At 62.9% G+C, this 24,961-nt stretch carries 23 protein-coding genes; 10 read left to right on the top strand and 13 right to left on the bottom strand.

Annotation, left to right across the window (positions count from 1 at the left end; all coding sequences use genetic code 11):
• The first annotated feature begins 235 nt into the window (after positions 1-235).
• Positions 236-1,114, top strand: a complete 879-nt coding sequence (locus AAGS40_RS15840) for an FkbM family methyltransferase (RefSeq protein ID WP_345815730.1) — start codon at positions 236-238, stop codon at positions 1,112-1,114.
• 477 nt (positions 1,115-1,591) lie between these two features.
• Positions 1,592-2,077, top strand: coding sequence for a GNAT family N-acetyltransferase (locus AAGS40_RS15835; protein WP_345815729.1), 486 nt, complete (start codon positions 1,592-1,594; stop codon positions 2,075-2,077).
• Between the two features lie 66 nt (positions 2,078-2,143).
• On the opposite strand, the gene AAGS40_RS15830 is transcribed toward AAGS40_RS15835, so the two are convergent.
• A complete protein-coding gene (locus tag AAGS40_RS15830) occupies positions 2,144-2,476 on the bottom strand; it encodes a hypothetical protein (protein WP_345815728.1) in 333 nt (110 codons plus the stop codon).
• A 239-nt stretch (positions 2,477-2,715) separates the two neighbouring features.
• The gene (locus AAGS40_RS15825; protein ID WP_345815727.1) at positions 2,716-4,203 is read right to left on the bottom strand and encodes a PLP-dependent aminotransferase family protein; all 1,488 of its coding nucleotides are present in this window, start codon (positions 4,201-4,203) and stop codon (positions 2,716-2,718) included.
• A 108-nt stretch (positions 4,204-4,311) separates the two neighbouring features.
• On the opposite strand from AAGS40_RS15825, the gene AAGS40_RS15820 reads away from it, so the two are divergent.
• Positions 4,312-5,046: a GNAT family protein gene (locus AAGS40_RS15820; RefSeq protein ID WP_345815726.1), complete on the top strand. Its 735-nt coding sequence runs from the start codon at positions 4,312-4,314 to the stop codon at positions 5,044-5,046.
• Between the two features lie 54 nt (positions 5,047-5,100).
• Here AAGS40_RS15820 and AAGS40_RS15815 read toward each other — a convergent pair whose 3' ends face one another.
• Positions 5,101-5,553, bottom strand: a complete 453-nt coding sequence (locus AAGS40_RS15815) for a GNAT family N-acetyltransferase (RefSeq protein ID WP_345815725.1) — start codon at positions 5,551-5,553, stop codon at positions 5,101-5,103.
• A 239-nt stretch (positions 5,554-5,792) separates the two neighbouring features.
• The gene (locus AAGS40_RS15810; protein ID WP_345815724.1) at positions 5,793-6,659 is read right to left on the bottom strand and encodes a LysR family transcriptional regulator; all 867 of its coding nucleotides are present in this window, start codon (positions 6,657-6,659) and stop codon (positions 5,793-5,795) included.
• 128 nt (positions 6,660-6,787) lie between these two features.
• Between AAGS40_RS15810 and AAGS40_RS15805 the strand changes: the two genes are divergently transcribed.
• The 5 genes from AAGS40_RS15805 (at position 6,788) to AAGS40_RS15785 (ending at position 10,744) form a co-directional block, all read left to right on the top strand.
• On the top strand, positions 6,788-7,738 hold the full coding sequence (locus AAGS40_RS15805; protein ID WP_345815723.1) for an AEC family transporter: 951 nt from the start codon (positions 6,788-6,790) through the stop codon (positions 7,736-7,738).
• A 69-nt stretch (positions 7,739-7,807) separates the two neighbouring features.
• The gene (locus tag AAGS40_RS15800; RefSeq protein ID WP_345815722.1) at positions 7,808-8,656 is read left to right on the top strand and encodes a helix-turn-helix transcriptional regulator; all 849 of its coding nucleotides are present in this window, start codon (positions 7,808-7,810) and stop codon (positions 8,654-8,656) included.
• 170 nt (positions 8,657-8,826) lie between these two features.
• On the top strand, positions 8,827-9,792 hold the full coding sequence (locus AAGS40_RS15795) for a zinc-binding alcohol dehydrogenase family protein (protein ID WP_345815721.1): 966 nt from the start codon (positions 8,827-8,829) through the stop codon (positions 9,790-9,792).
• A gap of 40 nt (positions 9,793-9,832) precedes the next feature.
• Entirely contained in the window at positions 9,833-10,009 is a 177-nt protein-coding gene (locus tag AAGS40_RS15790) for a DUF1427 family protein (protein WP_345816574.1), read from the top strand.
• Positions 10,010-10,165: 156 nt separating this feature from the next.
• On the top strand, positions 10,166-10,744 hold the full coding sequence (locus AAGS40_RS15785) for a DUF4337 domain-containing protein (protein ID WP_345815720.1): 579 nt from the start codon (positions 10,166-10,168) through the stop codon (positions 10,742-10,744).
• Positions 10,745-10,890: 146 nt separating this feature from the next.
• On the opposite strand, the gene AAGS40_RS15780 is transcribed toward AAGS40_RS15785, so the two are convergent.
• The 4 genes from AAGS40_RS15780 to AAGS40_RS15765 form a co-directional block, all read right to left on the bottom strand.
• The gene (locus AAGS40_RS15780) at positions 10,891-12,165 is read right to left on the bottom strand and encodes an RNA polymerase sigma factor (RefSeq protein WP_345815719.1); all 1,275 of its coding nucleotides are present in this window, start codon (positions 12,163-12,165) and stop codon (positions 10,891-10,893) included.
• Between the two features lie 189 nt (positions 12,166-12,354).
• Positions 12,355-12,768 carry a YciI family protein gene (locus AAGS40_RS15775; protein WP_345815718.1) on the bottom strand — a complete coding sequence of 138 codons (414 nt, stop codon included), beginning with the start codon at positions 12,766-12,768 and terminating at the stop codon, positions 12,355-12,357.
• Positions 12,769-12,941: 173 nt separating this feature from the next.
• Positions 12,942-13,295 (bottom strand): YciI family protein, encoded by a 354-nt coding sequence (locus AAGS40_RS15770; RefSeq protein ID WP_345815717.1) that lies wholly within the window; start codon positions 13,293-13,295, stop codon positions 12,942-12,944.
• A 576-nt stretch (positions 13,296-13,871) separates the two neighbouring features.
• Positions 13,872-14,225, bottom strand: coding sequence for a hypothetical protein (locus AAGS40_RS15765; protein ID WP_345815716.1), 354 nt, complete (start codon positions 14,223-14,225; stop codon positions 13,872-13,874).
• A 214-nt stretch (positions 14,226-14,439) separates the two neighbouring features.
• On the opposite strand from AAGS40_RS15765, the gene AAGS40_RS15760 reads away from it, so the two are divergent.
• Positions 14,440-14,607: a DUF2934 domain-containing protein gene (locus tag AAGS40_RS15760; RefSeq protein ID WP_345815715.1), complete on the top strand. Its 168-nt coding sequence runs from the start codon at positions 14,440-14,442 to the stop codon at positions 14,605-14,607.
• Between the two features lie 251 nt (positions 14,608-14,858).
• On the opposite strand, the gene AAGS40_RS15755 is transcribed toward AAGS40_RS15760, so the two are convergent.
• Together AAGS40_RS15755 and AAGS40_RS15750 are read right to left on the bottom strand one after the other, a co-directional pair.
• A complete protein-coding gene (locus AAGS40_RS15755) occupies positions 14,859-15,332 on the bottom strand; it encodes a hypothetical protein (RefSeq protein ID WP_345815714.1) in 474 nt (157 codons plus the stop codon).
• A gap of 1,292 nt (positions 15,333-16,624) precedes the next feature.
• Positions 16,625-16,897, bottom strand: a complete 273-nt coding sequence (locus AAGS40_RS15750) for a DUF1488 domain-containing protein (protein WP_345816573.1) — start codon at positions 16,895-16,897, stop codon at positions 16,625-16,627.
• A 1,174-nt stretch (positions 16,898-18,071) separates the two neighbouring features.
• Here AAGS40_RS15750 and AAGS40_RS15745 point away from each other — a divergent pair.
• Positions 18,072-18,422 (top strand): DOPA 4,5-dioxygenase family protein, encoded by a 351-nt coding sequence (locus tag AAGS40_RS15745; protein WP_345816572.1) that lies wholly within the window; start codon positions 18,072-18,074, stop codon positions 18,420-18,422.
• Positions 18,423-18,468: 46 nt separating this feature from the next.
• Here AAGS40_RS15745 and AAGS40_RS15740 read toward each other — a convergent pair whose 3' ends face one another.
• From AAGS40_RS15740 to AAGS40_RS15730, 3 genes are all read right to left on the bottom strand, one after another.
• A complete protein-coding gene (locus tag AAGS40_RS15740; protein ID WP_345815713.1) occupies positions 18,469-18,777 on the bottom strand; it encodes a high-potential iron-sulfur protein in 309 nt (102 codons plus the stop codon).
• Positions 18,778-18,835: 58 nt separating this feature from the next.
• A complete protein-coding gene (locus AAGS40_RS15735) occupies positions 18,836-19,525 on the bottom strand; it encodes a nitroreductase (RefSeq protein WP_345815712.1) in 690 nt (229 codons plus the stop codon).
• Between the two features lie 155 nt (positions 19,526-19,680).
• Positions 19,681-24,567: a response regulator gene (locus AAGS40_RS15730; RefSeq protein WP_345815711.1), complete on the bottom strand. Its 4,887-nt coding sequence runs from the start codon at positions 24,565-24,567 to the stop codon at positions 19,681-19,683.
• Between the last annotated feature and the right edge of the window lie 394 nt (positions 24,568-24,961).

Below are 24,961 nucleotides of genomic sequence, written 5' to 3'. Positions count from 1 at the left end.
CGAGGCCTAATATTCAGACGAAGAGCGCGACGAGCAGGCGGCGTGCAGCGCCCGGTCAATCGCCCCGCTACCGGCGGCTTTTCAGCGGTTGATGAGTAAGGTTTGATGAGCAAAAACTGGCGCCGCGGATCGGACGCCCATGCATCGATATTTGGAGACGCAGATGGATATGGATTCGCAAACCTTGCCTGCTTCCTCTCAGCCTCTCCCAACAGAAAAGATCCTTGCCAGGCGCGTGAGTGCCAGAAAATTCAGCTATGTGGTCGACCGGTTGTCGTTTCACCGGCTTAACGGACTTGCGGACAACCACCTGCGCACGCGAGGCCACAAAATGGCGGTGTTCGCGAACGAGCACATTGGCGGCTTCATCCACGTGTTCGGCGTCTATGAGCAGGAGGAACTCGACGTCTTGTTCAGCTTTCTCGACCCGTTGCGTGACGTTTTCCGTGCGGGCCTGGCGCTGGATATCGGCGCCAACATCGGCAATCACAGCCTGTATTTCTCGCAGAAATTCAATGAAGTGCAAAGCTTCGAGCCGGACCCGTCGACTTATTATCTGCTCCAGTTCAATGCGAGCTTCCGCAAGAAAATCAAGACATTCAACATCGGCTTGGGCGACAGGACAGGCACGTTCAGACTGGCAGAGGTTCCCCATAACATGGGTGCCTCATCCATCGTTGCGGACGGCAATGAGGTCGCCACGGACGTGACCTGCATCGACGTGCAGGTGGAACGGCTCGACGATCGCGACTTCCAGGAGAAAGGCCCGTGTTTCATCAAAATGGATGTCGAGGGTTTCGAGCCGAAGGTACTGCGCGGCGCCCTGCGCACGATATCGCGGCATTGGCCATTGATCGTGCTTGAGCAGCATGAAAGCGACTTCAAGGACGGTCATTCGGAATCCATATCGATTCTGCGTGACCTCGGCTACAAATTCTGCTGGCATCAAAGCGGCGTGGGGTCGCGAAACACGTTTGTCCGGCGGATTTTCAACTTCAAGGAAATGTTTGCCGGGCGTACCCACAAAGTGGTGACTGCGGATTTCGTCCCACCGGCCAATTACTCGATGCTCATCGCCGTGCCGCCGCGCTTCCAGAATCTCCTTCATCTGTGACGCAGCACGCCACAGGTCGCGCACAGTTCGTGCAAGCCACGAATCTGGCTCGCGACCCGGCACACCGCATCGTGTGCCATCCATCACCACTGGCAACAAAGCCAGTTATTGTCATTTCCCGAGGCCTTAGCTGACGCAACGGCAGCATCCCCTGCCTGCCATTGCGTGGCCGGCCGCTAACGGGGCTGTCACGTTCATCACGCGAACCGGCCGCGACCATAGCGGCACTTGCGTCTCGCACGCGTCGATCCTCTTCTATTCGCGCCGCGCCGGCCCGCTGTTCAACGGCATGCCAAGTCCGGCTTCTTTCAGATAGACGCCTCACGGACCGTCGTCGAACGTTCGCATTGAGCCAGCGCGTACCAACGGCGTTCACTCGTCAGAACAGCCGGATAAAAGATACGATGCAGCTTTGATCCGAAGCCGCGCGTCAGCGAAACGTCGACCTGCGACACGACTACTGTTCGAGTACTTACCTTGACTATCCACATCCGTTCCGCGCATCACGCAGACGCCGCCTTGATTCTTCGCTTCATCACCGAACTCGCCGTGTATGAAAAAGCGGAGCATGAAGTCGTCGCTACCGTTCACGATATTGAATCGAGCCTGTTTTCCGCGAACGCCACGGCAAAAGCACTGATCTGTGAGATGCACGGCGAGCCGGTCGGCTTTTGCGTGTACTTCTTTTCCTATTCGACGTGGCTCGGCAAGCAGGGACTGTATCTGGAAGACCTGTACGTCTCACCGAAATCGCGCGGAAGCGGCGCAGGCAAACGCATGTTGCGCCACCTCGCGCGTGTGGCGTGTGAAACCGGATGCGGCCGCTTCGAATGGAGCGTGCTCGACTGGAACGAACCGGCAATCGGCTTTTACAAGTCGATCGGTGCGAGCGCCCAAAGCGAATGGGTGCGCTACCGGTTGGCTGGCGAAGCACTCAGCGCATTTGCGGAAGGCGTCCACTGACGAGCCGCCCTTAATCGGCTCTGCGCATCGGGGATGGCGGCCCACAGGCCGCCATCCGTACCGGCGTCAATGTGGCGCTTTGCCGTTGGGCACAGCGTCCAGCGGCTTGTGCTGTTCCTCGCCCAGCTTGGGGAAAAAGGCGTTCCAGGCGGCGCGTACGCCCTGCGCTGCGGTCGCCTCCGCGGCAATCGATTCGACTTCCCCCTCCGCCGCTTCCGATGGATCGGCAGACAATCCGCGCCAATGCGTGAAACCCAGCAAGGGCTTATCCGTCCAGCCGCCGTCGCCGAAGCGGGCAAACGCGGTGTCGCCGCTCGTCAACTGCACTTCATACCAGCCCTCACGTACCGGCGTGTGGGCTACCAGCTCAAACCACGCGGTTGGCTCGATTTCCTTCATGTCGTCTCCAGTCGTTCAATCGTCAGGATAACCACAGCAAAGTCAGGGCACGCCGGGACACGTCTCGCGCAGCAGGCAGCCGCGCACCTCACGTCGCTTCAAGCCTCGCCAGCGATGTTGCGATGCGGCGTCCTACAGGGCGTGACCTGCGCAGCAACCCGTCGAGTCGAACCAATTTTTAGATCGCTGCGCATAGACGACACGATAGCGCGACAACGTGACTCGGACAAATTTAAAAGTTATGCGCGGGCTGTCCCGCTCGACGCGCCCGCGAGGCGGGCGAGCGTGCGTATGGCAGGCGCCAGCTGTTCAGCGGGCGTGCAGCCGTAACCGATCACGAGGCCATTTGCGCCGCTGCGCGGCACCAGCGCGAACGCCGAAAGCGCACGCGGATTGAGTCCCTCGGTGAGCGCGCGGGCGACAAGCGCGTTGTCGTCGATTGCGTCGGGCAAGCGCAACGTCAGATGCATTCCGCAATCGCCGCCAAGAATGGCTGACGCCGGAAAATGTTCGGTCAACGCGTCGCGCAACGCCTGCTGACGCTCGCGGTACAAACGCCGCATGCGTCCCAAGTGCCGCCCAAACTCGCCGCTTTCGATGAAGTGCGCGAGCGCCAGTTGTTCCAGCCGGTGGCCGCCGCGCAGGATCTCCTGCAACGCGACCTCGGTATGCGCGGCGATGGCTCGCGGCAGCACGACGAAGCCGATCCGCAGCGCCGGGAACATGGTTTTGCTGAACGAACCGACGTACAAGACCGGCGCATCCTCGACGAGCCCTTGCATGCTTGCAATGGGTTCGCCCGTATAGCGGAATTCGCCGTCGTAATCGTCCTCGATCAGCCACGTCCCGCAGCTGCGCGCCTGCGCGATCAGCGCCAGCCGGCGCGCTACGGAGAGCACGGCACCGGTCGGATACTGATGCGCGGGCGACGTGTAGAGCAGCTTCGGCGGCTGCGTTTGCCACGCGTCGTCCGGAACCTTGATGCCCTCCGCGTCGACCGGCATCGGCACGGTGTTCAGGTCGCCGAGATGAAAGGCCGCCTTTGCGCCGCGATAGCCCGGATCTTCGATCCAGCCCGTGTCGCCGGGGTTCGAAAAGAGGCGCGTGCACAGGTTCAGCGCTTCCTGCGCGCCTTCGGTGATGACGATTTGCGAGCCGTCGCAGCGCACGCCGCGCGCCATACGCAGATGGGCGGCAATTGCATCGCGCAGCGCGGGTTCGCCAGCCGGTGTGCCGTAGCCGAGCGCAAGCGGCAGCGATCGCTCCATCGCGCGTTCGAGCGCTCGCCGCCAGGCCGGCAGCGGGAAGCGGTCCAGCGCAGGCGTGCCGGGCGTGAGCGGCAACGTGCTATCGCCCTGCGTGCGCGTGGCGCCAAATTGCCCGACCCGCGCCGCGTAGGCCACGTCACGCACCGTCGCTTGAGCCGGCGGCTCGCCGCGTGCGGCCGGGCTGGACAGCGGACTCACCCGCGTGCCCTTCCTGTCCGCGACCACGTAGCCGACCGCGGCCAGATGCTCGTAAGCGATGACCACCGTGTTGCGCGACACGCCCATCTCCGCTGCCAGCATGCGCGACGCGGGCAGCAGCGAGCCCGCCGGCAGACGGCCGGTGAGAATCGCCTGCTGCAGGCGCTCGATCAGCTGCTTTTGCAGTGGCGCGGGCTTGCCGCCCGCGCGCGTCGTGCCCGGATGGCGGGCATGCGTCAGCGGACCAATAATCTCGATCATCGTGCTGGATCTATCGAATTAACTTGCGGTGGATCTTTTGAACATACCACGTTTCACGTATCGTTCACATCGACGCAGCCTTTTCAAAATTGATAACGGAGAGCAAGCATGGAACCGAGACGTAACGCGTTCGACCAGCCGATCGGCGCGCCCGTGCCCGACTGGAAGGGCGTCGAGAGCCCCGGCCGCGAATCGATGACGGGCCGCTACTGCCGGATCGAACCCGTTGACGTGCAGCGCCACGCTGCGGATCTGTTCGAGGCTTACAGCGCCGCTGCCGACGCCCGCGACTGGACCTACCTGGCGGTGGGCCCATTCAACAGTCTCGACGCCTATCGCGAGCATCTGGCGCGCATGGCCGCATCCGCTGATCCCATGCACCACGCCGTGATCGACCTTTCGACCGGCAAGGCGGTCGGCACGTTGGCGCTCATGCGGATTGACCGCGCGAACGGCGTGATCGAAGTCGGGCACGTCACGTATTCGCCGCATCTGAAGCGCACGCGTGTGGCGACCGAGGCGATGTTCCTGTTGATGCAACGGGTGTTCGACGAACTCGGCTACCGGCGCTTCGAGTGGAAATGCGATTCGCTGAATGGCCCGTCACGCGCCGCCGCGCAGCGCTATGGCTTCACGTTCGAGGGTGTCTTCCGGCAGGCGATCGTGTATCACGATCGCAACCGCGACACGGCGTGGTACTCGATCATCGATAGCGAATGGCCCGTGCTGCGGGCGAGCTATACGCGCTGGCTCGACGCGGGCAATTTCGACGCCGAAGGACATCAGCGCGAAAAGCTTGCGGATCTGATTGCGCGCGGGCGGCAGGCTGATCGCCACGTTTGACGGAACAGGTGGCCGCGTGCGCCGGATGCCCACGCCGACGCGCTCGGATACCGGTCAGAGCGCGCTCGCGGGGCGTCGCAGCACGATGGTCGCCTTGCCTTTGTACGTGGTGCGAAGCTGTTCGCGATAGCCGCACTTGTGCGCCACGCGCAATGACGGCAGATTGTCCGGCGCGACGATACAGACCGTCTCGCCATTGGGCCACCTGGCGTCGGCCCAATCCAGCGCCGCGCGCACGGCCTCGGTCGCGTAGCCCCGGCCGTGCACGGCTGGGTCCAGCGCCCATCCCACCTCGGGCGTATCCATCAACGATGGTTCGATCTCGCGGTGATAGTCAGCGAAACCGACTTCGCCGAGAAAGCGCCCGCTCTCCTTTTCACGCACGACCCAGTAGCCGTAGCCGAGCATGGTCCAGTGACCGGCATAGCGCAGCAGACGCGCCCAGACTTCCTCGCGCGTGAACGGCTTGCCGCCGATAAAGCGGATGACTTCTGAATCGCACCACATGGCGTAGCTTTCGAGAAAGTCATCGCGCGTGTGTGGCCGCAAGGTAAGGCGATCGGTGTCGAGTCGAGCGGGTGGAGCGGGTAGAGTTGGTGGAGCGTTTAGCGCGGGTTGCAGCGGTTGCGTTGGCATAAGTGGCGCGGGGCAGATGGGGTGCGTTCGATGATCGCAGATTTTCGGTCCGCGAGGTTTGCCGCGTCGGTGCAACACGTGTGCGGCGTGCGCCTTGACTGCCGCCCTCATCAGGCAAGCTCGAGGAACCGTTCGAGACACGGGTTGCGATTGGCCGGTGACCACGCCAGCACCTGTTCGATCAAGGGCGCCTCGACTAGCGGCCGGAACACGACGCCGGCAAGCTGCGCCTTGCGCATCGAAGCCGGCACCAGCGCGACGCCCACGCCTTCGTCGACGAGACTCAGCACGGTCTGCTGCAACTGCACCTCGAAGCGGATATCCGGTTCGAAGCCGCCCGACCGGCAATGCTCGATGATGGTGGCGCGCAACGTAGGCGCGACCTCCTCCGACGCCAGCACGAACGGCTCGCCCGCCAGTTGCGCGATGTTCAGCCGACGCGCCCGCGCCCGTGGATGACTGCGCGAAAGCGCCACGCACAAAGGCTCACGCAGTATCGTGCGGGTGGCGATCCCTTTGTCCGGCGTAGTCGGGAACATGATCGCTGCGTCGATGTGACCCGCGAGCACCTGCGCGGCAAGATCGTTGGAGACCACTTCCCGCAGATGCAATGCGACCTCTGGATAGGCCGCGCCGAAGGCCTTCGCATATCCCGGCACGACGTTGTACGCCGAGCACATCGTGAAACCTATGGAGAGCTTGCCGGCGTCGCCGTGAGCCGCCGCCTGCGCGTTGCCGACCGCCTGCTCCAATGCCGCGAGAATCGCTTTCGCGTCGGAATAAAAGCGCTCGCCCGCCGCCGTCAGCGTAACGCTGCGCGGACTACGCTCGATCAACCTGACGCCGACGCTGGCTTCGAGGGCCGCCAACTGCCGGCTGAGTGGCGGCTGCGACAGATTCAGGCGCGCCGCCGCACGCCCGAAATGGCGCATTTCGGCAAGCGTCACGAAATAGCGTAGCGGCTTGATATCGATCACGATGTTTTGACGCGTCCAGACTGAGGATGCAAAAAAGGTATTGTCGCGCATGCAAATCAGTATTGGATTGTATCGGCACAAGCCGCTACGCTCTCAGATCGTCCGTTCCGCGCACCCGCTACCGCCTGATGTTAGCCACCATTGAGATTCTGCTTCCCGTCTTCGGCCTGATCCTCGCAGGCTTTGTATGCCGACGGCGGGGCGTGCTCGGGCCGGCTTCGGCGTCGGAACTGAATCGTTTCGTGGTCTGGCTGGCGCTGCCCGCCCTGCTGTTCGACACGATGGCGCACGCCACCTGGCAGCAGTTGTATCAGCCGGCATTCGTCGTGACGTTTTCGATCGCCTGCGCGGGCGTCTTCGTGCTGATTCTCGCCGTCCGGCTAGCAAGCGGCCGCCATCTCGCCGACGCCAGTGTCGACGCCATTGCGGCGTCATATCCGAACACCGGCTATATCGGCTTCCCGCTTGGACTGATCGCGTTCGGTTCGGCGAGTCTCACGCCAACCACCATCGCGACCATTCTCACCGCGTGCGTGCTGTTCGCCGTGGCGATCGTGTTGATCGAGATCGGCCTGCAAACGGAGCGCGCGCCGCACAAGCTCGGTCTGAAGGTGCTGAAATCGCTGGCGCGCAATCCGTTGATCGTGTCGCCGATCGCGGGCGCGCTGCTCGCGAGCGTGCACGTTACGCTGCCGTCGAGCGCAGAGACGTTTTTAAAATTGCTGGGCGGCGCGGCCAGTCCATGCGCGCTGGTAAGCCTTGGACTGTTCCTCGCCGAAAAGCGTCCGTCTTCTGAAGACAAGGGTGCGGCAGGCATCTCGCTCATGCTGACCGCCGTCAAGCTATTCGTTCAGCCGGCGCTCGCCTGGTGGCTGGCGGCGCGCGTATTCGGCCTCGCACCGGCGCTGGTCGAAATGGTAGTCGTGCTCGCCGCGCTGCCCACGGGCACCGGTCCATTCATGCTCGCCGAATTCTACGAACGCGAGGCGCACATCACGTCGCGCACGATTCTGCTCTCGACGATCGGCTCCGTGGCGACGCTGTCATTGCTGTTGCTGTTCATGGGTCATCGCACGTAAGCGCGCTATGCTTCGCAAACGGGCCAAGCCGGTCCGCGCTCCTCTTGCGAAGCACAACGCCCGAACGCCGTGCCCAAGGCCCGACCACCCGAACTCCACGACGACGCGAACGCGCGTTCGCTCGCGCGTCACTACCCGCGCGGGTTGCGCATCGACGCGCACTCGCACACATGGGCGCAGGTGCTGTATGCGGTGTCGGGCGTGATGTGGGTGGAGGTGGGCCGCGAAGCGCTGGTCGTGCCGCCACAGCGCGCGGTATGGCTGCCGGCCGGCACGCTTCACTCGATCCACATGATGAGCGATGTGGAGATGCGCAACCTGTATCTGCACGAACGCAATGCCGGTCATCTGAGCCGTCGCAGCGACGTGTTCGAAGTAAATGGCCTGCTGCGCGAACTGATCACTTCGATTGCGCAATACGAGCGCACGAATGCCCGCGATCCGGCGTACCTCGAAGCCGCGTACCGGCTCGCCATGCTCGAACTGGGCCACGCACCGCGCTCGTCGTTGCGCATTCCACTACCCGACGCTTCAGACCGGCGGCTCGACGCGCTGTGCCGCGCGGTGATCGACAATCCATCGATCGCAATCAGCTTCGAGCAACACGCCGCTTCCGTCGGCGCAAGCGTGCGCACACTTGCACGCCTTTTCACGCGCGAATTGGGACTAGGGTTCGCCGAATGGCGGCGGCAGGTACAACTGGCGGTGGCCGTCTCCGGGCTCGCGGAGGGGCGCACGGTCAGCAGCATCGCGCGGTCGCTCGGATTCCAGCCGAGCAGCTTCAGCGACATGTTCCGGCGAGAGCTAGGCGCGCCGCCAACCGGCTTCGATCCGGCGGGGACGCTGAGCGACGCGGGCTCGGCTGGAGCGCCGGCTCCGGCTGCGGTGCCGGCTGCGGCTTCACCCGGCACGAACTGAGACGGCTGCACAATCCCGGCGGACGCCGACCGACATCATGGCTGTCAGCATCCTCAATCCGCCTTTTGTCCGAAATTCGAAAGCCCTTGTCCTGACTGGTCCACACCGGTCACTTAGATTGTCCGTATTCGCTGCACGAAGCCACCCTCATCCGACAGGAATCACCCACCATGAAAGCGATCCAGTTCAAATCGTTCGGCCAACCGGACGTGCTCGAGCTCGTCGATCTGCCCACGCCGCGAGCCGATGCGCACAACGCCGTCGTCCAGGTGAAGGCGGCCTCGGTCAACCCGAGCGACGTGAAAAACGTGTCGGGCCACTTCGATCACACCGTGCTGCCGCGCGTGCCGGGACGTGACTTCAGTGGTGTCGTCGCGGAGGGCCCGCAGGAATGGCTCGGGGCGGAGGTCTGGGGCACGGGCGGCGACATCGGCTTTACACGTGACGGCACGCACGCCGAGTACCTTAGCATTCCGCTCGCCGCCCTTTCACGCAAGCCGACAACGCTGAGCCACGCCGAAGCGTCGGCGATCGGCGTGAACTTCGTGGTCGCCTGGCTCGGCACGGTCGACTACGCGCAACTGCAGGCAGGTGAAACCATCGCGGTAATTGGAGCCGGCGGCGGTGTCGGCGGCGCGGTGGTGCAGATCGCGAAAGCGCGTGGCGCACGGGTGATCGCGGTGGATCGCCACCCGCTGTCCGCCGATGCGCCAGCGGGCCGCCTGAGCGACGAATATGTTCCGTTCGACGACTCCGTCACGAGCGCCGTACGCGCGCTGACCGGCGGCAGTGGGGTCGACGTGGTCTACGACACGGTGGGCGGCGTGGCATTCGAAACGGCACTGAGCCTCGTCAGGCGACGCGGCCGCGTGCTCGAAATCAGTGCGACCGGCAAGCGCCGCGTCGAATTCGATCTGATCGACTTCTATCACAACGAGACCCAGTTGCTCGGCGTGGACAGCGCCAAACTCGGCGTTGCGGAATCGGCGCCGTTGATGACCGCGCTGGTGGAAGGCTTCGAAAGCGGCAAGTTGCAGGCGCCGTCCATCGCGCAGCAATTTCCGCTCGACCGCGCGCGCGAAGCATTCGAAGCGGTCGCCGCGGGCACGCGCGGCCGCGTCGTGATCAACATGTGACAGCCGCCGTAATCGGCTCGCCTTCGAGGAGACAGGCATGATGAAAGCGTATCTGGTATCTCTGGCCGTCGGCGTGGTGGTCGGCCTGCTCTATAGCGTGCTGGAGGTGAAGTCGCCCGCGCCGCCGATAATCGCGCTAGTCGGCCTGCTGGGCATGCTCGCTGGAGAACACGTGATCCCGTTCGTAAGGACGTGGCTCGCCTCCGGCATTCACTGAGGGGCGACGGACGACATTGACGAACGAAGCGCCGGCGTTGTCGCGCCAGTGTGAGGCACCTTTTCCGCCGACCGGCGTCACACGCTAAGATTGGGGCCGCCAGCGCCGTGCGTGCCGCCGGTCGGCCACAAGAAAAGTTTTGCCTCGGAGAATCAGATGTCGGAAGAATACGAAGTGCATGGTCCGCACGACCACGCAGTTGAACACGCGGGTCATCACGACGACGACCCGTTCGCGAGCCGCATGGCCGTGATGACGGCGATCCTCGCGACGATCGGCGCACTGTGCGCCTATCAGAGCGGCAACAGCGAAAACCTCGCGCTGTACTACAAGAACGAAGCTGCGATCAGGAAGACCGAAGCGTCGAATCAGTGGAACTACTATCAGGCGAAAGGCGAGAAGGAAAATCTCGCCGAACTCGGCGCGGCATTGTCCACGAACAATACCGACGCGCACGCAAAATTCGTCGCCGACGTCGCCAAGTACACGCAGCAGAAAGAACCGATCCGCGCGAAGGCCGAAGCGATTGAAAAAGAAGTCATCGAAAACGACGCGAAGAGCGAAGCGCTGCTGCATGGGCATCACCGTTGGGCGCAGGCGACCACGCTGATTCAGGTGGCAATTGCGCTGTGCGCGATTACGCTGCTCACACGCAAGAACTGGCTGCGCAACCTGTCTTTCGGCGTCGCGGCAGCGGGCGTGATCATGGGTGCGCTCGCGTTCTTCTCGGCGTGACCGGTCAAGCGGTCTGCGTTGTTCACCTGGGGCAGCGCGCGCTGCTGCATGTCGCGCGAAATGGAACAGCGCAGGTTGATCCGCTGGCTCGATGACTTGCAGGCTACCGGCCTTCTGCGTCGCCGGCGTTGCCGACGCACCTACACCTAACGTGTGAGACCGCGCGCGCGTTCGAGCAGTAATTCGCGCTCGCGCGCATTGCGCGTCATATTCGCCGCACGCTCGAATTCGGCGCGCGCCTCGTCGAGCCGGCCAAGCTTCGCCAGCAGATCGCCGCGCACGCTCGGCAGCCAGTGATAATGCGCGAGCGCAGCGTCGGCGGCGAGCGCGTCGGCGATGTCGAGCCCGGCGGCGGGTCCGAACGCCATCCCCACTGCCACCGCGCGGTTCAATTCCACCACCGGCGACGGTGCGACCCGTCCCAGCGCGTCATACAGCGCGACGATACGCGTCCAATCCGTATCTTCCGCGCGACGGGCGCGTGCATGGCACGCCGCGAGCGCCGCCTGCACCGCATACGGACCCGTCGCGCCGCCGAGCGCCTCTGCGCTCGCTAGCGCGGCCAGCCCGCGACGAATCAACAGCGGGTCCCAGCGGCTACGGTCCTGATCGAACAACAGCACGGGACGCCCCTGCGCATCGGTCCGTGCATGCGTGCGAGACGCCTGAATCTCCATCAACGCGACGAGCCCGAACACCTCGCTTTCGTCCGGCACGAGACCGCTCAGCACGCGGCCAAGCCGCAACGCTTCCTCGCACAACGCGGGGCGCATCCAGTCGTCGCCGGTCGTGGCCGAATAGCCTTCGTTAAAAATCAGATAGATCACCTGCAGCACCGACGCGAGCCGTGGCGCCCGCGCGTCCGCCCGCGGCACCTCGAACGGCACATGGGCGGCCGTGAGCGTACGCTTGGCGCGCACGATGCGCTGTGCAATCGTCGGCTCGGGCACGAGGAACGCGCGGGCGATCTCATCCGTCGTGAGGCCGCCGAGCAGGCGCAACGTGAGCGCGACGCGTGCGTCCGTGGAGAGCACCGGGTGGCAGGCGGTGAACACGAGCCGCAACAGGTCGTCGCCGATGTCGTCGGCACGCGCGGCGTCGAGCGCATCGACGAAATCCGGCACGAGGTGCGCCTCGACGGCGTCGAGATCGTGGCCCAGTTCCTCGTGCTTGCGTGCGTGCAGCGCGTCCTGACGCAGACGGTCGAGCGCGCGATGCTTTGCCGTCGTCATTAACCATGCTCCGGGATTGCCGGGCACGCCCGCCGCGGGCCAATGTTCGAGCGCGGCCACCAGTGCGTCTTGCGCCAGTTCCTCGGCAAGGCCCACGTCACGCACCATCCGCGCGACGTGGGCGATGACCTTGGCGGACTCGATGCGCCAGACCGCCTCGATCGCACGATGGGTGGCCTCTATGGACACGGTCTCAACCCGCCCGGCTGGCATTCGGGTCCATGTAGATCAGCTTCCCAGATGTGCCCGTTGACCGTTCGAAGTTGTCAACGGCGAGATTGACGTCGATCTGCATGTGCATGATGGAGTCCGTGAATCGCGATGTGAAGTGACAGCGGACCGTGGATCATGGGCCATGACGGTCATGGTCCGCTGCGCTCAGCGGCGGCCGGCTTCCAGTTCACGGAAACGGTCGATTTCCGGGCCGGGCTCGAAGTCGTCGAGTTCGAACAGCTGACGCACTTCGATCTCGCCATCTTCATGTTCGCCGAACGGCGCGGGGAAACGCCGCGCCCACTCCATTGCCTCTTCGCGCGAGCGCACCTGGATCAGCGTATAGCCGGCGATCAACTCGCCGGTCTGCGCGAACGGGCCGTCGATCACCGAGCGCTTGCCGCCGCTGTACCGTACGCGCCAGCCCTTCGAACTCGGCTGCAAACCGGTGGCGTCGAGGAGCACCCCGGCCTTTGCGAGTTCTTCGTGATAAGCGCCCATCGCGGCAATCAATGAGGCTTCGGGCATATGGCCGGCTTCGCTTGCGGCGGTCGCTTTAACCAGAATCATGAATCGCATCGCGCATACCTCCTGTCGTTGTGAAGTGAAGAGCCGCGCATCTTGCCGGCATCTCATTCACACGACGAACAACGCGCCGCCGGATCGACACACCTGAGGTGAATAAACGAAAGCGCAGGGAAAACCCTTGCGATGTTCACGGCCACGCCTGAGCGCAATCTCATAGCCAATGATCAGGTAAAGCAGGGGCCGAGTTTGCGGACTTCGATGGTGCACCAGGACGCCGCCGGACACGCCTGCGCAATCGCCACCGCCTCCTCGCGCGTATCGCAGTTCAGCAGGAAAAAGCCGCCGACCATTTCCTTCGCTTCGGCGAATGGGCCATCGAGCAATTTGGGCTGACCGCTACGCACCTCGACGCGCACGGCGTCGTCCGTGGAACTCAGAGACTCAGCCGCGACGAGTTTGCCGCGCTCCCTGAGATCCGCGGCGAAGCGCAACATCTGGTCGTAGACATCGCGCCCCGCGGCCTCACCGCGCTCGGTGCGCTGATTCGTAGGTTCGACGATGAGCAGCATGTAAGCCATGAGGTCTCCGAAATCTCGCCATAGACATGACCGCCCGGCGTGCCGACGCTGCGAACGGCTGCCCATGCACGCGCGCATGCCTGTAGGAAATCAGTCTAACAACTGTGAAAGGCTCCCGCAAACGGCACGTAACGGATGGCTGGCGACACCAGGCGGTCCTTCCGGACGTTCGTCGATCAAGATGACATCAGCTGCTGCATCTCGGATACGACGTGCTCAAGCGGCTTTAAAGCACGCTTGAGATGCGTTCAAGCATGGCGTGAAATGGACGTCTGTCGCCAGCCAGCGTTTCGGCGCTTTCAGATACTGGCTTAAAAAGCGGGCGACTGCGACACACGTAATGTCACGCTGATCGACGCACCGACGCTCAGGCGACACCAACGGCGGCATGCAGGCACATCGGTGATGTTGGGGAGGGGCATGACGGCGCTGACGGGCCGTTCACGCATGCGATAGGCCGGCGCGGCGTTGAAAAGCGAGGCGCCCGGCCACTGAGGCGTTCACGAAGAGGTTGACAAGGCTATACCCGACAGCAGTCTCAAAGACCGCTGCGTCGCCGGGCGTCGGTTTGAAGCGTCAGCTGCCGGAACCGCTCGCGCTAACCGGCGCGTTCGGTCCACCCGGCGTCGTGGTGCCGCCCGGCTGCGCGGATGCGCCAGCCGTTCCAGCCTTCGGCGCTTTCATCTTTCGGGTGTGAGTAGACTTGTGCGTGGGTGCCGATTGAACGTTGTCGCCCGCGTTTAGACCTTTGGTCGCACTTGGCGAATTGTCTTGAGCAAATGCGCTGCAAGAAAAAACGGCCGTGGCGCCGAGCGCGCAAAAAATTGCATAACCCTTCATTTGAAAAACTCCTGGAAAGCGTTGTGTTGGGTAGAGGAAAAACACCCGCGCCACAGAGAGCAACACGGTCAAGATGTGGCGCTCAAACATCAGCAGACCCCATGCCCAGAGCCGGTCCAGGTGTGCAATTCGACCCACTGCATTTGGCAATTATTCATTGCGGATTTGCGGGAACAGCGCTTGCGTAATCGGCGATTACAAGAGCGCGTGCATTAAAGCCAGCAGTCCTTCAGCTTGGCGATCATTGCGGCCTTTTTCTGATACGTGCTCAATCCTCAAAACCATTAACTGCTGGAGAGTGAAAATGGACGTGCCCGTTACCGAGGAGCAGATTCGAACACTCGCATTCTATCTTTGGGAGAAAGATGGAAGTCCTGACGGACGTTCGGAAGAGTATTGGGAAAAGGCGCGGCAACAGCTCGGCGTGAACGGTTCGGCGGAGGGAACGCAAGAGGATCCGGCTGACGCATAACGCTGTGTGCGCGATTCGTGATGCGCCGGCGCATTCGATACCAGCGGCGCTGCAAACTTTCCACGCGTTCCGTTCTGCGGCGTTCGATGCACAGTTCGATCGACAGCGTGAACCGTAATCGCGAAGAACCGCGTCATTCAAACAAACACCCCGGACGTTGGACCGTTGTCCAGCTTTCCGGGGTGCGATTTATCGGGACGCTGTTTCGTTCGTCGCGCTTCATTGCGCGATCGTGTGTCGGCCCGCGCGCCTCACACTGCGGCATCTGCGATCGCCCGCACCTTCGCGGAACGCATCAGACCTTCGATCATTCTCGCCTCCGCGCTCGCGATCTCGCTTAACGACGCGGCGGACAGTTGCGCATCGAGAATCCCGAGTGCCGTCCGCAGACGGGCGTATTCGCTGTCATCGAGTCGCCATTCAGTGTGGTCATGCTCGCGCGCGTCGAGTTCGACCATCGCGGCGTGGGCGCTTTCGATGTCGGCTAGCCATTCTTCGCCGAGCCCAAGCCGCGCCAATTCCTGCGAGACCAACAGATGCCGGCTCAGTGTCATGTGCAGATCGCGCGAGCCGTGGCCGTGACGAAGTGCATCAAGAGCGGCATAGCACTGCAAAAGCATTGCCGACGTGATCGGCTCATGCGCGGTGCGACTGAACGTCAGCGCACGCAGCAGCGGCGACATGGCGGTAGGGGTGTGCTTGCGGACTCGCGATTTACTGGACATAACGTTTCAACCTCCTTCGCTTACTCTAGGCTCCGCTACCGGTTCGCACGTTTCACGCAAAGTTTCACGCAAAATCTACGGTCGTGCGCGGCGGCTAATGCCGCCTGACGCCGGCGGCCTGACAGATCTCCATTGAGTCTGTACAGCCATACTGGCAAGCCACAATTAAGACAGCCTTAAACAAACCAACACGACTTCAAGACAGGCTGATGTCGTGCGGATGAACAGCATCTTACGGCCTGCAGAAAAAACCTGTTGGAAACGCAGGCTTTATTTCCGCACGTGCGCGCCGCTATCGTCGCTGACGCGACCCGGGCATATCGGTCCGATACCTCGAAATACAAGCGGCGCGAAACACATCGGCGAAAAAAAACCCTGCTCCCGCGAGGGAACAGGGTCTGACAGGATGGAACAGTCAGCTCGCGCGTGGATGCGTGCCGACCTATACCCACCAAAACGAACAAAGCTCTCGCAATTAAAACTTCCACTTCAACAACGACTGCAACTACAACATCGACTTCCACTGGATATTGCTGGCACTGACTGCACAACGTGTCGTGACTGAACTGCTACTGCAAAAACCTGCTGCCAAATCGCTACTGCCAAAAACCTACCGCCAAAACGCTACTGCCGAAACGCTACTGCTGAAACGCTACTGCTGAAACGCTACTACTGAAACGCTACTGCCAGAAATGATCGCTCCCTGTACTGCTACTGCTACTCCTACTGCTACCTCCACTGCTAACCACCGGTCCTTGTCTTCAACTGCGTTGATACCACCCCTGCTGAATGGCGCGTTTGGATGTGTCGACTGCGCGCGCTTTTCTTTGCACTGCTTCTAACTTCTACTGCTTCACTGCACTGTCGCGCTCGACGGCCGCGAGCTACTGTCATCAACGGTACGGTTCAAAACCAACGCGGGGGGAAGACCGCGCTGATGGGGCTCGGTGATTTGTCGCTCCATGGAAAACAGTGTATGCGAGCGCATTCACATGCAATCTTGCGAAGCGAAGGGAATTGGCAGGTCAGTTCGATGAATCGACGTCGCCGCGTGAATTCGTCAGACGTGACGTGGATGCGAGCACGCCGGAGAAGCGCGCCGCACCTCGCTTTCAGCGTCTACGAGTGGTGAAGCAGAGGAGGAACAATGCGGGTCAGAAGCGCTAAGCACGCACGCTCAGAACATATGAAAGCGACGGTGATGATCACCGTCGCCCGGAAAACATCTGGCGCGAGAGCACAAGAGCGCCACGGAGCGCCAGCGGAACGTGAACCGGAACACGGTTCGAAGATTACTTGCGCGACGCAAAATCGCTGATGGTCAGCAAAACTTTTTCACCCGGCCGTGCGAGCATTTTTCTTTCGGCAACCGCTGTGATCCGTTTGCGACCGTCGGCAAATGTTTTTAGCACACGCTCCTCGCCGGCGCCGCGTTGCAGCCAGAAATGCTGCTCCAACGCTTCACGCGTGACCGCGCATTCGAGGTCACGTCCGCGCGTCGAAAGCTGGAAAATCACCGCGCGTCCGTCCGCCGAGACGCTGGGTTCAAGCTCGATAATCTCCATAGCCCACCTCGCAAAGTTCACTAAGCCGTTCGCATGCTGGACGAACGACACCGCAAAAAACTGAATCGATCCACTGGCCAGCGCCCGTCTGTCTGTTTCGACTGCCGAATCGCGCCGCAACGCTTCCGCTAGGCTTGCAAACGCGCTCCAAACGGAGCGGCAGGCAGCCGATGCGACGCATGCACCGGCGCGTCGTCGGACGCATGAGCATGAGTATGAACGGGCCCGCCAAAGGTTGCAGGCACCGGCGCCGACAGGCGCCGCGGGCCGCTCATCCAGCGGGCACGCTTTGCGCAAAACTCACGCAGCAGTGTGGTTAATACGTCCGTCATCGCATGCGTTCCGCGGCACACGCCGCGCGAAGCGCTCGAAATGGCGATCCAGGAATGCGGTGGCCGGAGCTCGTGAAAAGATCCGAGCGCGTCGGCGAAGCGCAAGCAACCTGTGTCGGGGTAGAAGATGAGCGAGATCGCTTCGCCTTCTACGCCGTGCGTAACCCTGTGTGGTTTCGTGTTCAGCATTTTTCGTTTTTTTGCCAGATGGCGCCGTGCCCCTGAGGCGCGGCGTCTCGTGCGCAAGCTGTCGGATGCGCCCGGATCAGCATGCCGCTGATGAGACAAAGCAAAGCGCATGCCAACGAACAAAAATGCCGAGTCTGCACTGTGCAGTGACGCCGGGAGCGCGACAGGCCGTGGCGGGTCTACGCTCAAAACTCAGGCCGCACGCGACGTTCGTTCCCTCGCAACGCATCAGGTGATGCCGACGCGCGCTTCCGCCAGGTATTCACTGAATGCATTCAGCGGGCGGATCACAAGTCAGCACCAAAGCGGCGTGGTAAAAACGCGCTTCTAACGCGACAATTCACGACAATTCTTACTAGCCGTCCGCGGCGTCGCGCGCAGAACACGGCGCTTCGCCATCAGAATTGAGTGGCGGCCGGCGCTGCATACGCTGCGGCTTTGCGCAAATCGCGCTTCTCACGATGTTGCGGCTACAGGCAGCTGCTGCCGTCCCGTTGCGCCGTGCCATAGACAAAGCCAAACGCGCAGTTAGCGCCAGAGCAAAAATTTCGACAGCTTGGCAAAGAGTTTCACACGCCGCGTACGCCGCGCGCGTCGGCGGAAATTGAAGCAGAATGAATGTCGTAAAAAGACAGCTACGCTACCGACACCCCATGACCCTCCGCGACACCTCCGCCATCGAGAGCTGGCACGCCCATATCTATTTCGACGCAGACAGCCGGGATGCCGCCTGGGCTTTCCGCGAACAGATCGACTCGCACTGGAACGGCAGGCTGCAACTGGGCCGGTTTCACGAAAAGCCGGTCGGCCCACATCCCAAGTGGTCGTATCAGCTCGCCTTCGAGCCCGCCCAGTTCGGCGAACTCATCGGTTGGCTAACGCTCAATCACGGCGCGCTCGATATCTTCGTGCACCCGAATACCGGCGACGCACTGCGCGACCATCGTGACGCGGCGCTGTGGATCGGCCGTTCACACGAACTGGTGCTCAAGGCGCCGATGTAACCCGCTCCGACTCGCGTGCTGGCGGAAAATGCGAGCTGCAAAAGGCTTACATATTGGAGTACGAGTTGCACCAGCCGCGCGCGGCGACCTGCTTGTCGCCGAACAGGGTGCAACCGCCGTAGGCATCGGTGGCCTTCCCCTGAAACAGCGAGCAGTTGGCGCAGGTTTGGCCGGCTGAATACCCCGGGAATTTTGCCTTGTCCACCCTGGCCGCGTCTTCCTTGTAACCCACCGCCTGCGCTTTGGGGTCGGCTTCATTGAGTGAGTTGGTTTCCGCACATGCGACGCGGGACAGTACGAGCGATGAGCCCACGCCCACGCTCATCAGCAGATAATGGCGGCGAAATGTTGTCATTGTGGTCGGATTGGAAGAGAGGACACTCGCCCGTCGCAACAGACGAGGCGTAGCCGGTTCAGTCAAAAAACCGGGTGAATGCCTGGACCGGTTCGCGCTCGGTGCGCAACGTATTGACAACGGCCTGGGTGTCGGCGAAACCGAGCGACATCCCGCACACCAGTCGTTCATCGGCGGAGAAGTCCAGATGCTGCGCAATCACGCGATGAAACTGCGTGAACGCCACCTGCGGGCATGTGTCGAGACCCCGCCCGCGCGCCGCCGTCATGATTGCCTGCAAAAACATGCCGTAGTCGAGCCAGCTGCCCAGTTCGAGCGTGCGGTCGATCGTGAAGAACAGACCCACGGGCGCGCCGAAAAAGCGGTAGTTCTGCGCATGCTGCTCGTGCATGCGCGCCTTGTCGCCCTTTTCGATGCCGAGCAACCCGTACAGATCCCAGCCGATCTTGCGGCGACGGTCGATGTAAGGCGACACCCAACGTTCCGGGTAGTACGGATACTCCTGCTGGTACAACGCGTCGCGCTGCGGGTGATCGTAGGCCGCAACGAGGGCTTGCGAAAGGCGCGCGAGCGAGTCACCGGTGACCACATAGACCCGCCACGGCTGCGTGTTGGTGCCCGACGGCGCGCGGCTGGCTGCTTCGAGTATCGCTTCGATTTCAGTGCGCGGAACCGGTGTGGGCAGAAACGCGCGGATCGCGCGCCGCGTCACGAGTGCGGCGTCGACCTGATTGGCGGCTGTGGTCATTGGCGGAATCCGGAAGAAACGGCAGGATAGGGCTATCCGATCTGCAAAGATTCTAGCGCGAGCCGTCAGTGTTGCGCTGGCGGCCTCGCATCGGGGCTATGACCTGATTTTGACCCCGGCCGAGGCGCCGGCTCGCCGACCCGATGACCGATCGATCAGCCGAGCGGCGTCTTCAGCGCGTCGATCAGATCGAGCGGATCGTAAGGCTTGCGCAGCAGCATCGCATGCGGCAACACCTTGCGTTGCTCCGGCGTCAGCACAAGATCGTAGCCGGTCAGAAAGATCACGCGCAGATCCGGCCGCGACGCGCACACTTCCATTGCCAGATCCACGCCCGATTTGCCTGCAAGCCCCACGTCGGTCAACATCACGCTGATCGCGTGTTCGCTGAGCAGGCGCCTCGCGTCATGCTCGCCTTCGGCCTCCAAGATGTCGAAGTCGAAAGTGCGCAGCAGCTCGGCGGTGCTCTCGCGTATCAGCTCGTCGTCTTCCACCAGAAGAATGCGCGAGGACGTATTGGCGAACGTGTCGCCGCTCGATGACGTAGCGGGCGGCTCGATTTCAAGCTGATGCGGTTCGAGCGACGCGATCTGCTCCGCTTGCGGATTCTGCGTCTGCAACACGTAGCGCACCTTGCGGGCCAACGCTTCGTGCGTATAGGGCTTGCTGAGCAGTTCGATGCCTTCGTCGAGCCGCCCGGCGTGCACGATGGCGTTATCCGTATAGCCCGACGTGAACAGCACGGCGATGGACGGCAGACGCTCACGCGCCTTGCGTGCCAGCTCGGTGCTGCGCAGCGGGCCGGGCATGACGACGTCGGTGAACAGCAGGTCGATCGGCACACCGCTCTCGATGATCGCCAACGCACTCTGCGCGTCTTTCGCCTTCAACACGCGATAGCCGAGGTCGGCCAGCAGTTCGACCACGGTCGTGCGCACTTCTTCGTCGTCCTCGACGGCCAGAATGGTTTCCGTGCCGCCTTTGGCCGGCCCGGGATCGACGTTCGTTTCGAGATCTTCTTCCTGCCGCTCACGCGGCAGATAGATGCGGATTGTCGTGCCGTGACCTTCCTCGCTGTAGACCTTTACGTGACCGCCGGATTGCTTGACGAAGCCGTAGACCATGCTCAACCCGAGGCCCGTCCCCTGGCCCTCGGGCTTCGTCGTAAAGAAAGGTTCGAACACCCGCTCCCGGACTTCCGCCGACATGCCGGTGCCGGTGTCCGTCACGGCCAGCATGACATACTGACCCGGTGTGACGTCCGCGTTGCGCTTGGCGTAAGCGTCGTCGAGCGCCGCATTGCCGGCCTCGATGGTGAGCCTGCCATGACCGCTCATTGCGTCGCGCGCATTGATTGCCAGGTTGAGCAGTGCGTTCTCGACCTGGAACGGGTCGACGAGCGTATTCCACAAGCCGCCCGATACGATCGTTTCGACTTCGACGCCGTCGCCCAGCGCGCGCCGCAGCATGTCGTCGAGGCCGCGTATGAAGCGGCCGAGATTGACGACCTTGGGCGCGAGCGGTTGACGCCGCCCGAACGCCAGCAATTGCGACGCGAGATTCGCGCCGCGCGCGACACCGGCGAGTGCGTTGCGCACGCGCTGCTCCGCTTTTTCCGCCCCCGCCACGTCTTTGGCGAGCAGTTGCAGATTGCCGCCAATCACCTGCAGCAGATTGTTGAAGTCGTGCGCAACGCCGCCCGTGAGCTTGCCGATCGCTTCCATCTTCTGCGCCATGCGCAGTGCTTCTTCGGCATGCCGCAGGGCCTCGGTGGTTTCCTTGTCGGCGGTGACGTCGCGGCCCACGCCGTGGATGCGATCGGTGTCCGGATCGAGCGCAAGGGTCCACGCGACCCAGCGCCATGTGCCGTCGATCCGCTTGAAGCGGTTCTCGAAGCGCACCGGCAAACCGGTTCGGCGCAGTTCGGCCAGATGCAGCCTGACGGTCGCGATGTCATCCGGATGAACGAGGTCGTCATAGGAGCGCTGCATCAGCCATTGCGAGTTGTGGCCAAGCGCGTTCGACCATGATGGACTGACCCGCTGCAACCGCCCGTCTATGTCGGCTACCACCAGCAGATCTTCACTGAGTTCCCACAAACGGTCGCGGTCCGCCACCGTCTCGATCACGCGGCGCTCGAGCGTCTCGTTCAGATCGTGCAATGCCTGCTGGGCCTTCGTGCGTTGAGCGATCTCGCTTTGCGCGGCCTGATAAAGGCGCGCATTGTCGATCGCAATGGCGGCCTGCGCCGCGATACCCGCGACGATCCGCTCCGCGCGTTCGGTGAATATGCCCGGCTCCGGATGACCGAAGAACAGCCCGCCCACCACTTCGCCATTGCGCGACTGCACGGGCGCGGCCAGATAGCTGCGCACCGTCAGGTGCCCTTCCGGCATTCCGCGATGCGGCGTGTTCAGGCCATAGCGCGGGTCCTGCGTGATGTCGTCGGCGCGAACGATGCCCTCGCCGCCGAAGGTGGGCGCGAAGAGCGCGGTGTTACGCGGCATCGGGAACTGCTCGAACGCTTCTTTCGTCACGCCGGACAGCGCGTCGAGCATGTAGCTGCCGTGGTCCTCGTCGAACACGTTGTAAAAGAACGAACCGAACGCGGCGCCGGTCAGCTCGGTTGCGGCGTCCGTGACGATCTGCACGGCGCGGCTCAGATCGAGTTCGGCCGCCACCGTCGTGCCCACGCGATTCAGGATTTCGAGCGTGCGCGATTCCTCGCGCAGTTTCATTTCGGTCTCGCGACGCAGCCGTGCCAGTTGCAGATTGCCGGCCACGCGCGCCAGCAGTTCGCGCGCGGAGAACGGCTTGGTCAAATAGTCGTCCGCGCCCTGCTCGATGCCGTCGACGCGCGCCTCTTCGCCCGCGCGCGCCGATAGCATCAGGACCGGCGTATCACGAAGAGCGGGATCGTTGCGAAGCGCGCGCAGCAGTCCGAAGCCGTCGAGCCGCGGCATCATCACGTCGGACAGCACGAGGTCGGGCGGCTCGGCGCGCGCCGCTTCGAGCGCCACCTGGCCGTCGGTAGCAAGGCGCACGTCGTGACCCGCGGAGCGCAGGATACGGCTCATGTACTCGCGCAGATCGGCGTTGTCGTCGACCACCAGCAGGCGCGCCGGCGTGGCGGCCTTGCCGCCTGGCGTCGCGTCGCCGCCGGGTGGCGCCACCTCCGTTAATTCGGCGACGATCTCGTTTTCCGGACTCCAGCGCAACGCGGCGTCGACATAGTCGCGTGCGTGTTTGCTCATCGACGCATGGACCGCGTTGCTCGCGATCAGCGGCAGCGCCGCGCCGCGCGGCAGCGTCACGGCAAAGCGCGCGCCCTCGCCGAGGGTGCTCTCCACCGCGACGGTTCCGCCGTGCAGCTTCACCAGTTCCTGCACCAGTGCAAGACCGATACCGCTGCCTTCCACCGAGCGGCCCGGCGCACCTGCCACGCGATGAAAGCGCTCGAATAGCCGCGGGATTTCCGCTTCGGCGATACCAATGCCACTGTCCGTCACGCTGACTTCGATACGATCCCGTTCGAGCACGCGCACCGCGACGCGGATCGTGCCGAAGAACGTGAATTTGTACGCGTTCGACAGCAGATTCATCACGACCTTTTCCCACATCTCCCGGTCGATCTGCGCGATCACGGGCTCCGGCGGCACGTCGACTTCAAGCCGCAGGCCCGCTGCTTCCATTGCGGACTCGAACAGCGATGCGAGTTCCGCGGTGAACGCCGCGATATCCGTGGGCTGCGTCTGAAGCGGGATGCGCCCTGCTTCGATCCTCGAGAAATCCAGCAGCGCGTTGACGAGCTTGAGCAGACGCAAGCCGTTACGATGCGTGATTTCGATCAGTGTGCGGTCGCCGGCGCTGCCCGCTTCGGCGGCGCCATGCTGCGATTGCGGTTTCGCGAGCAGCTCTTCGAGCGGCCCGAGCATCAGCGTCAACGGCGTGCGGAATTCATGGCTGATGTTGGAGAAAAACGTGGTCTTGGCGCGGTCGATTTCCGCGAGCGCCTCCGCGCGCCGCCGCTCTTCCTCGTACGCCTGCGCATAGCCGATCGTCGCGCCGATCTGTCCGGCGGCAAGGTTCAGAAAGCTGCGATACGCTTCGTCGAACAGACGGTATGGGCTCAGGCCGGCGATCATCAGCACGGCCTGCGCCGTGTCGCTTCCGGCCGATACCGGAACGATCGCCGCCTGCTCGGGCGCAAGCTGCCATGGACCGCGCGGCAACGCCGTGCCGAAACGCTGCGTCAGGCACCGCACGATCTGCGGCTCCTGAATACTGAAAGCGTCGGCGAACGGCCAGACCGGGCTGTCGTTCGCGCTCATGGTTTCAGGCGCGGCCGGATGGCCGCGCTCGATGCCGCTCGTGCCCACGAGCTTTAACGTGTCGCTGCCGGGATCGGCCGCGTACAGCAGCGCAAACGGCAGGTCTTGTGGATTGGAGCGCAACGCGCGCGCGCTCAGTTCGCACGCCGCGCGCCAGTCGCGGCCGTCGGGACTCGCGGCCGCCAGTTCCTTCAGTAGCGCGAGTTGCCGCTCGCCCACCACGCGCGCCGTATCGTCGCTATTCGCGCAAATGATGCCGCCCGGCTCGCCGTTATCGCCCGGAATGGGGCTGTACGAAAAGGTGTAATACGTCTCTTCGGGAAAGCCGTTGCGCTCCATGATGAGCAGCTTCTGTTCGACGAAGGTGCCCTCCGCGCCACTCATTGCTTCGTCGAGCAACGGTTCGATATCCGTCCAGATCTCGCGCCATACCACGCGAGTAGGCTGCCCGAGCGCGACGGGATGTTTGCCACCGATGATCGATTTATACGGATCGTTGTAAAAGTAGATCAGTTCGTCGCCCCAGCCGATCCAGATCGGCTGCCGCGACGTGAGCATGATGCGGATCGCGATCTTCAACCCTTGTGGCCAGCTATCGGGCGGCCCAAGCGGCGTCGAATTCCAGTCGTAAGCGCGGATCAGCGCGCCGAGTTCACCGCCGCCCGCCAGAAACGAGGGCGTGCCTTGATCGATGGGCGAGGCTTCCGACATAAGACTGTCCGGCTCTTTCAACGCGATATCCTCCACAATGGCTTTGCCGCAAACGTGCGGACCGCGGTTGCAAAAGCGATGCCCGACGCGACGACGCCCAACCGGTCATGGTGCAATGAACGTAGCGGGATTTTCGCACGTAGCGACATGCGGCAGGAAGGCAAAGCCGCGCTGGAGCCACCGAAGAGCGGGCCTCTGACGTGGCTTAAAGACGCATTCTGCGCACTGCTTATACGCGAGGAGGCGCGGCCTGAAGCAGCGCGTAGGAGTGGTAAAACGTGCTGCGAACGGTGACTGCAAACCAATCTTTCCGATCAGCGGGTCGCCGGCCGTGCATCGCGGTCGCTGGATAGGCGGTTCGCCAGTTCGCCGGTTCGCGGGCTTGCCGGCTCTA

The sequence above is a fragment of the Paraburkholderia sp. PREW-6R genome, from assembly GCF_039621805.1.
Classification (GTDB): domain Bacteria; phylum Pseudomonadota; class Gammaproteobacteria; order Burkholderiales; family Burkholderiaceae; genus Paraburkholderia.
This window is presented reverse-complemented; position numbering and strand designations above follow the sequence as displayed.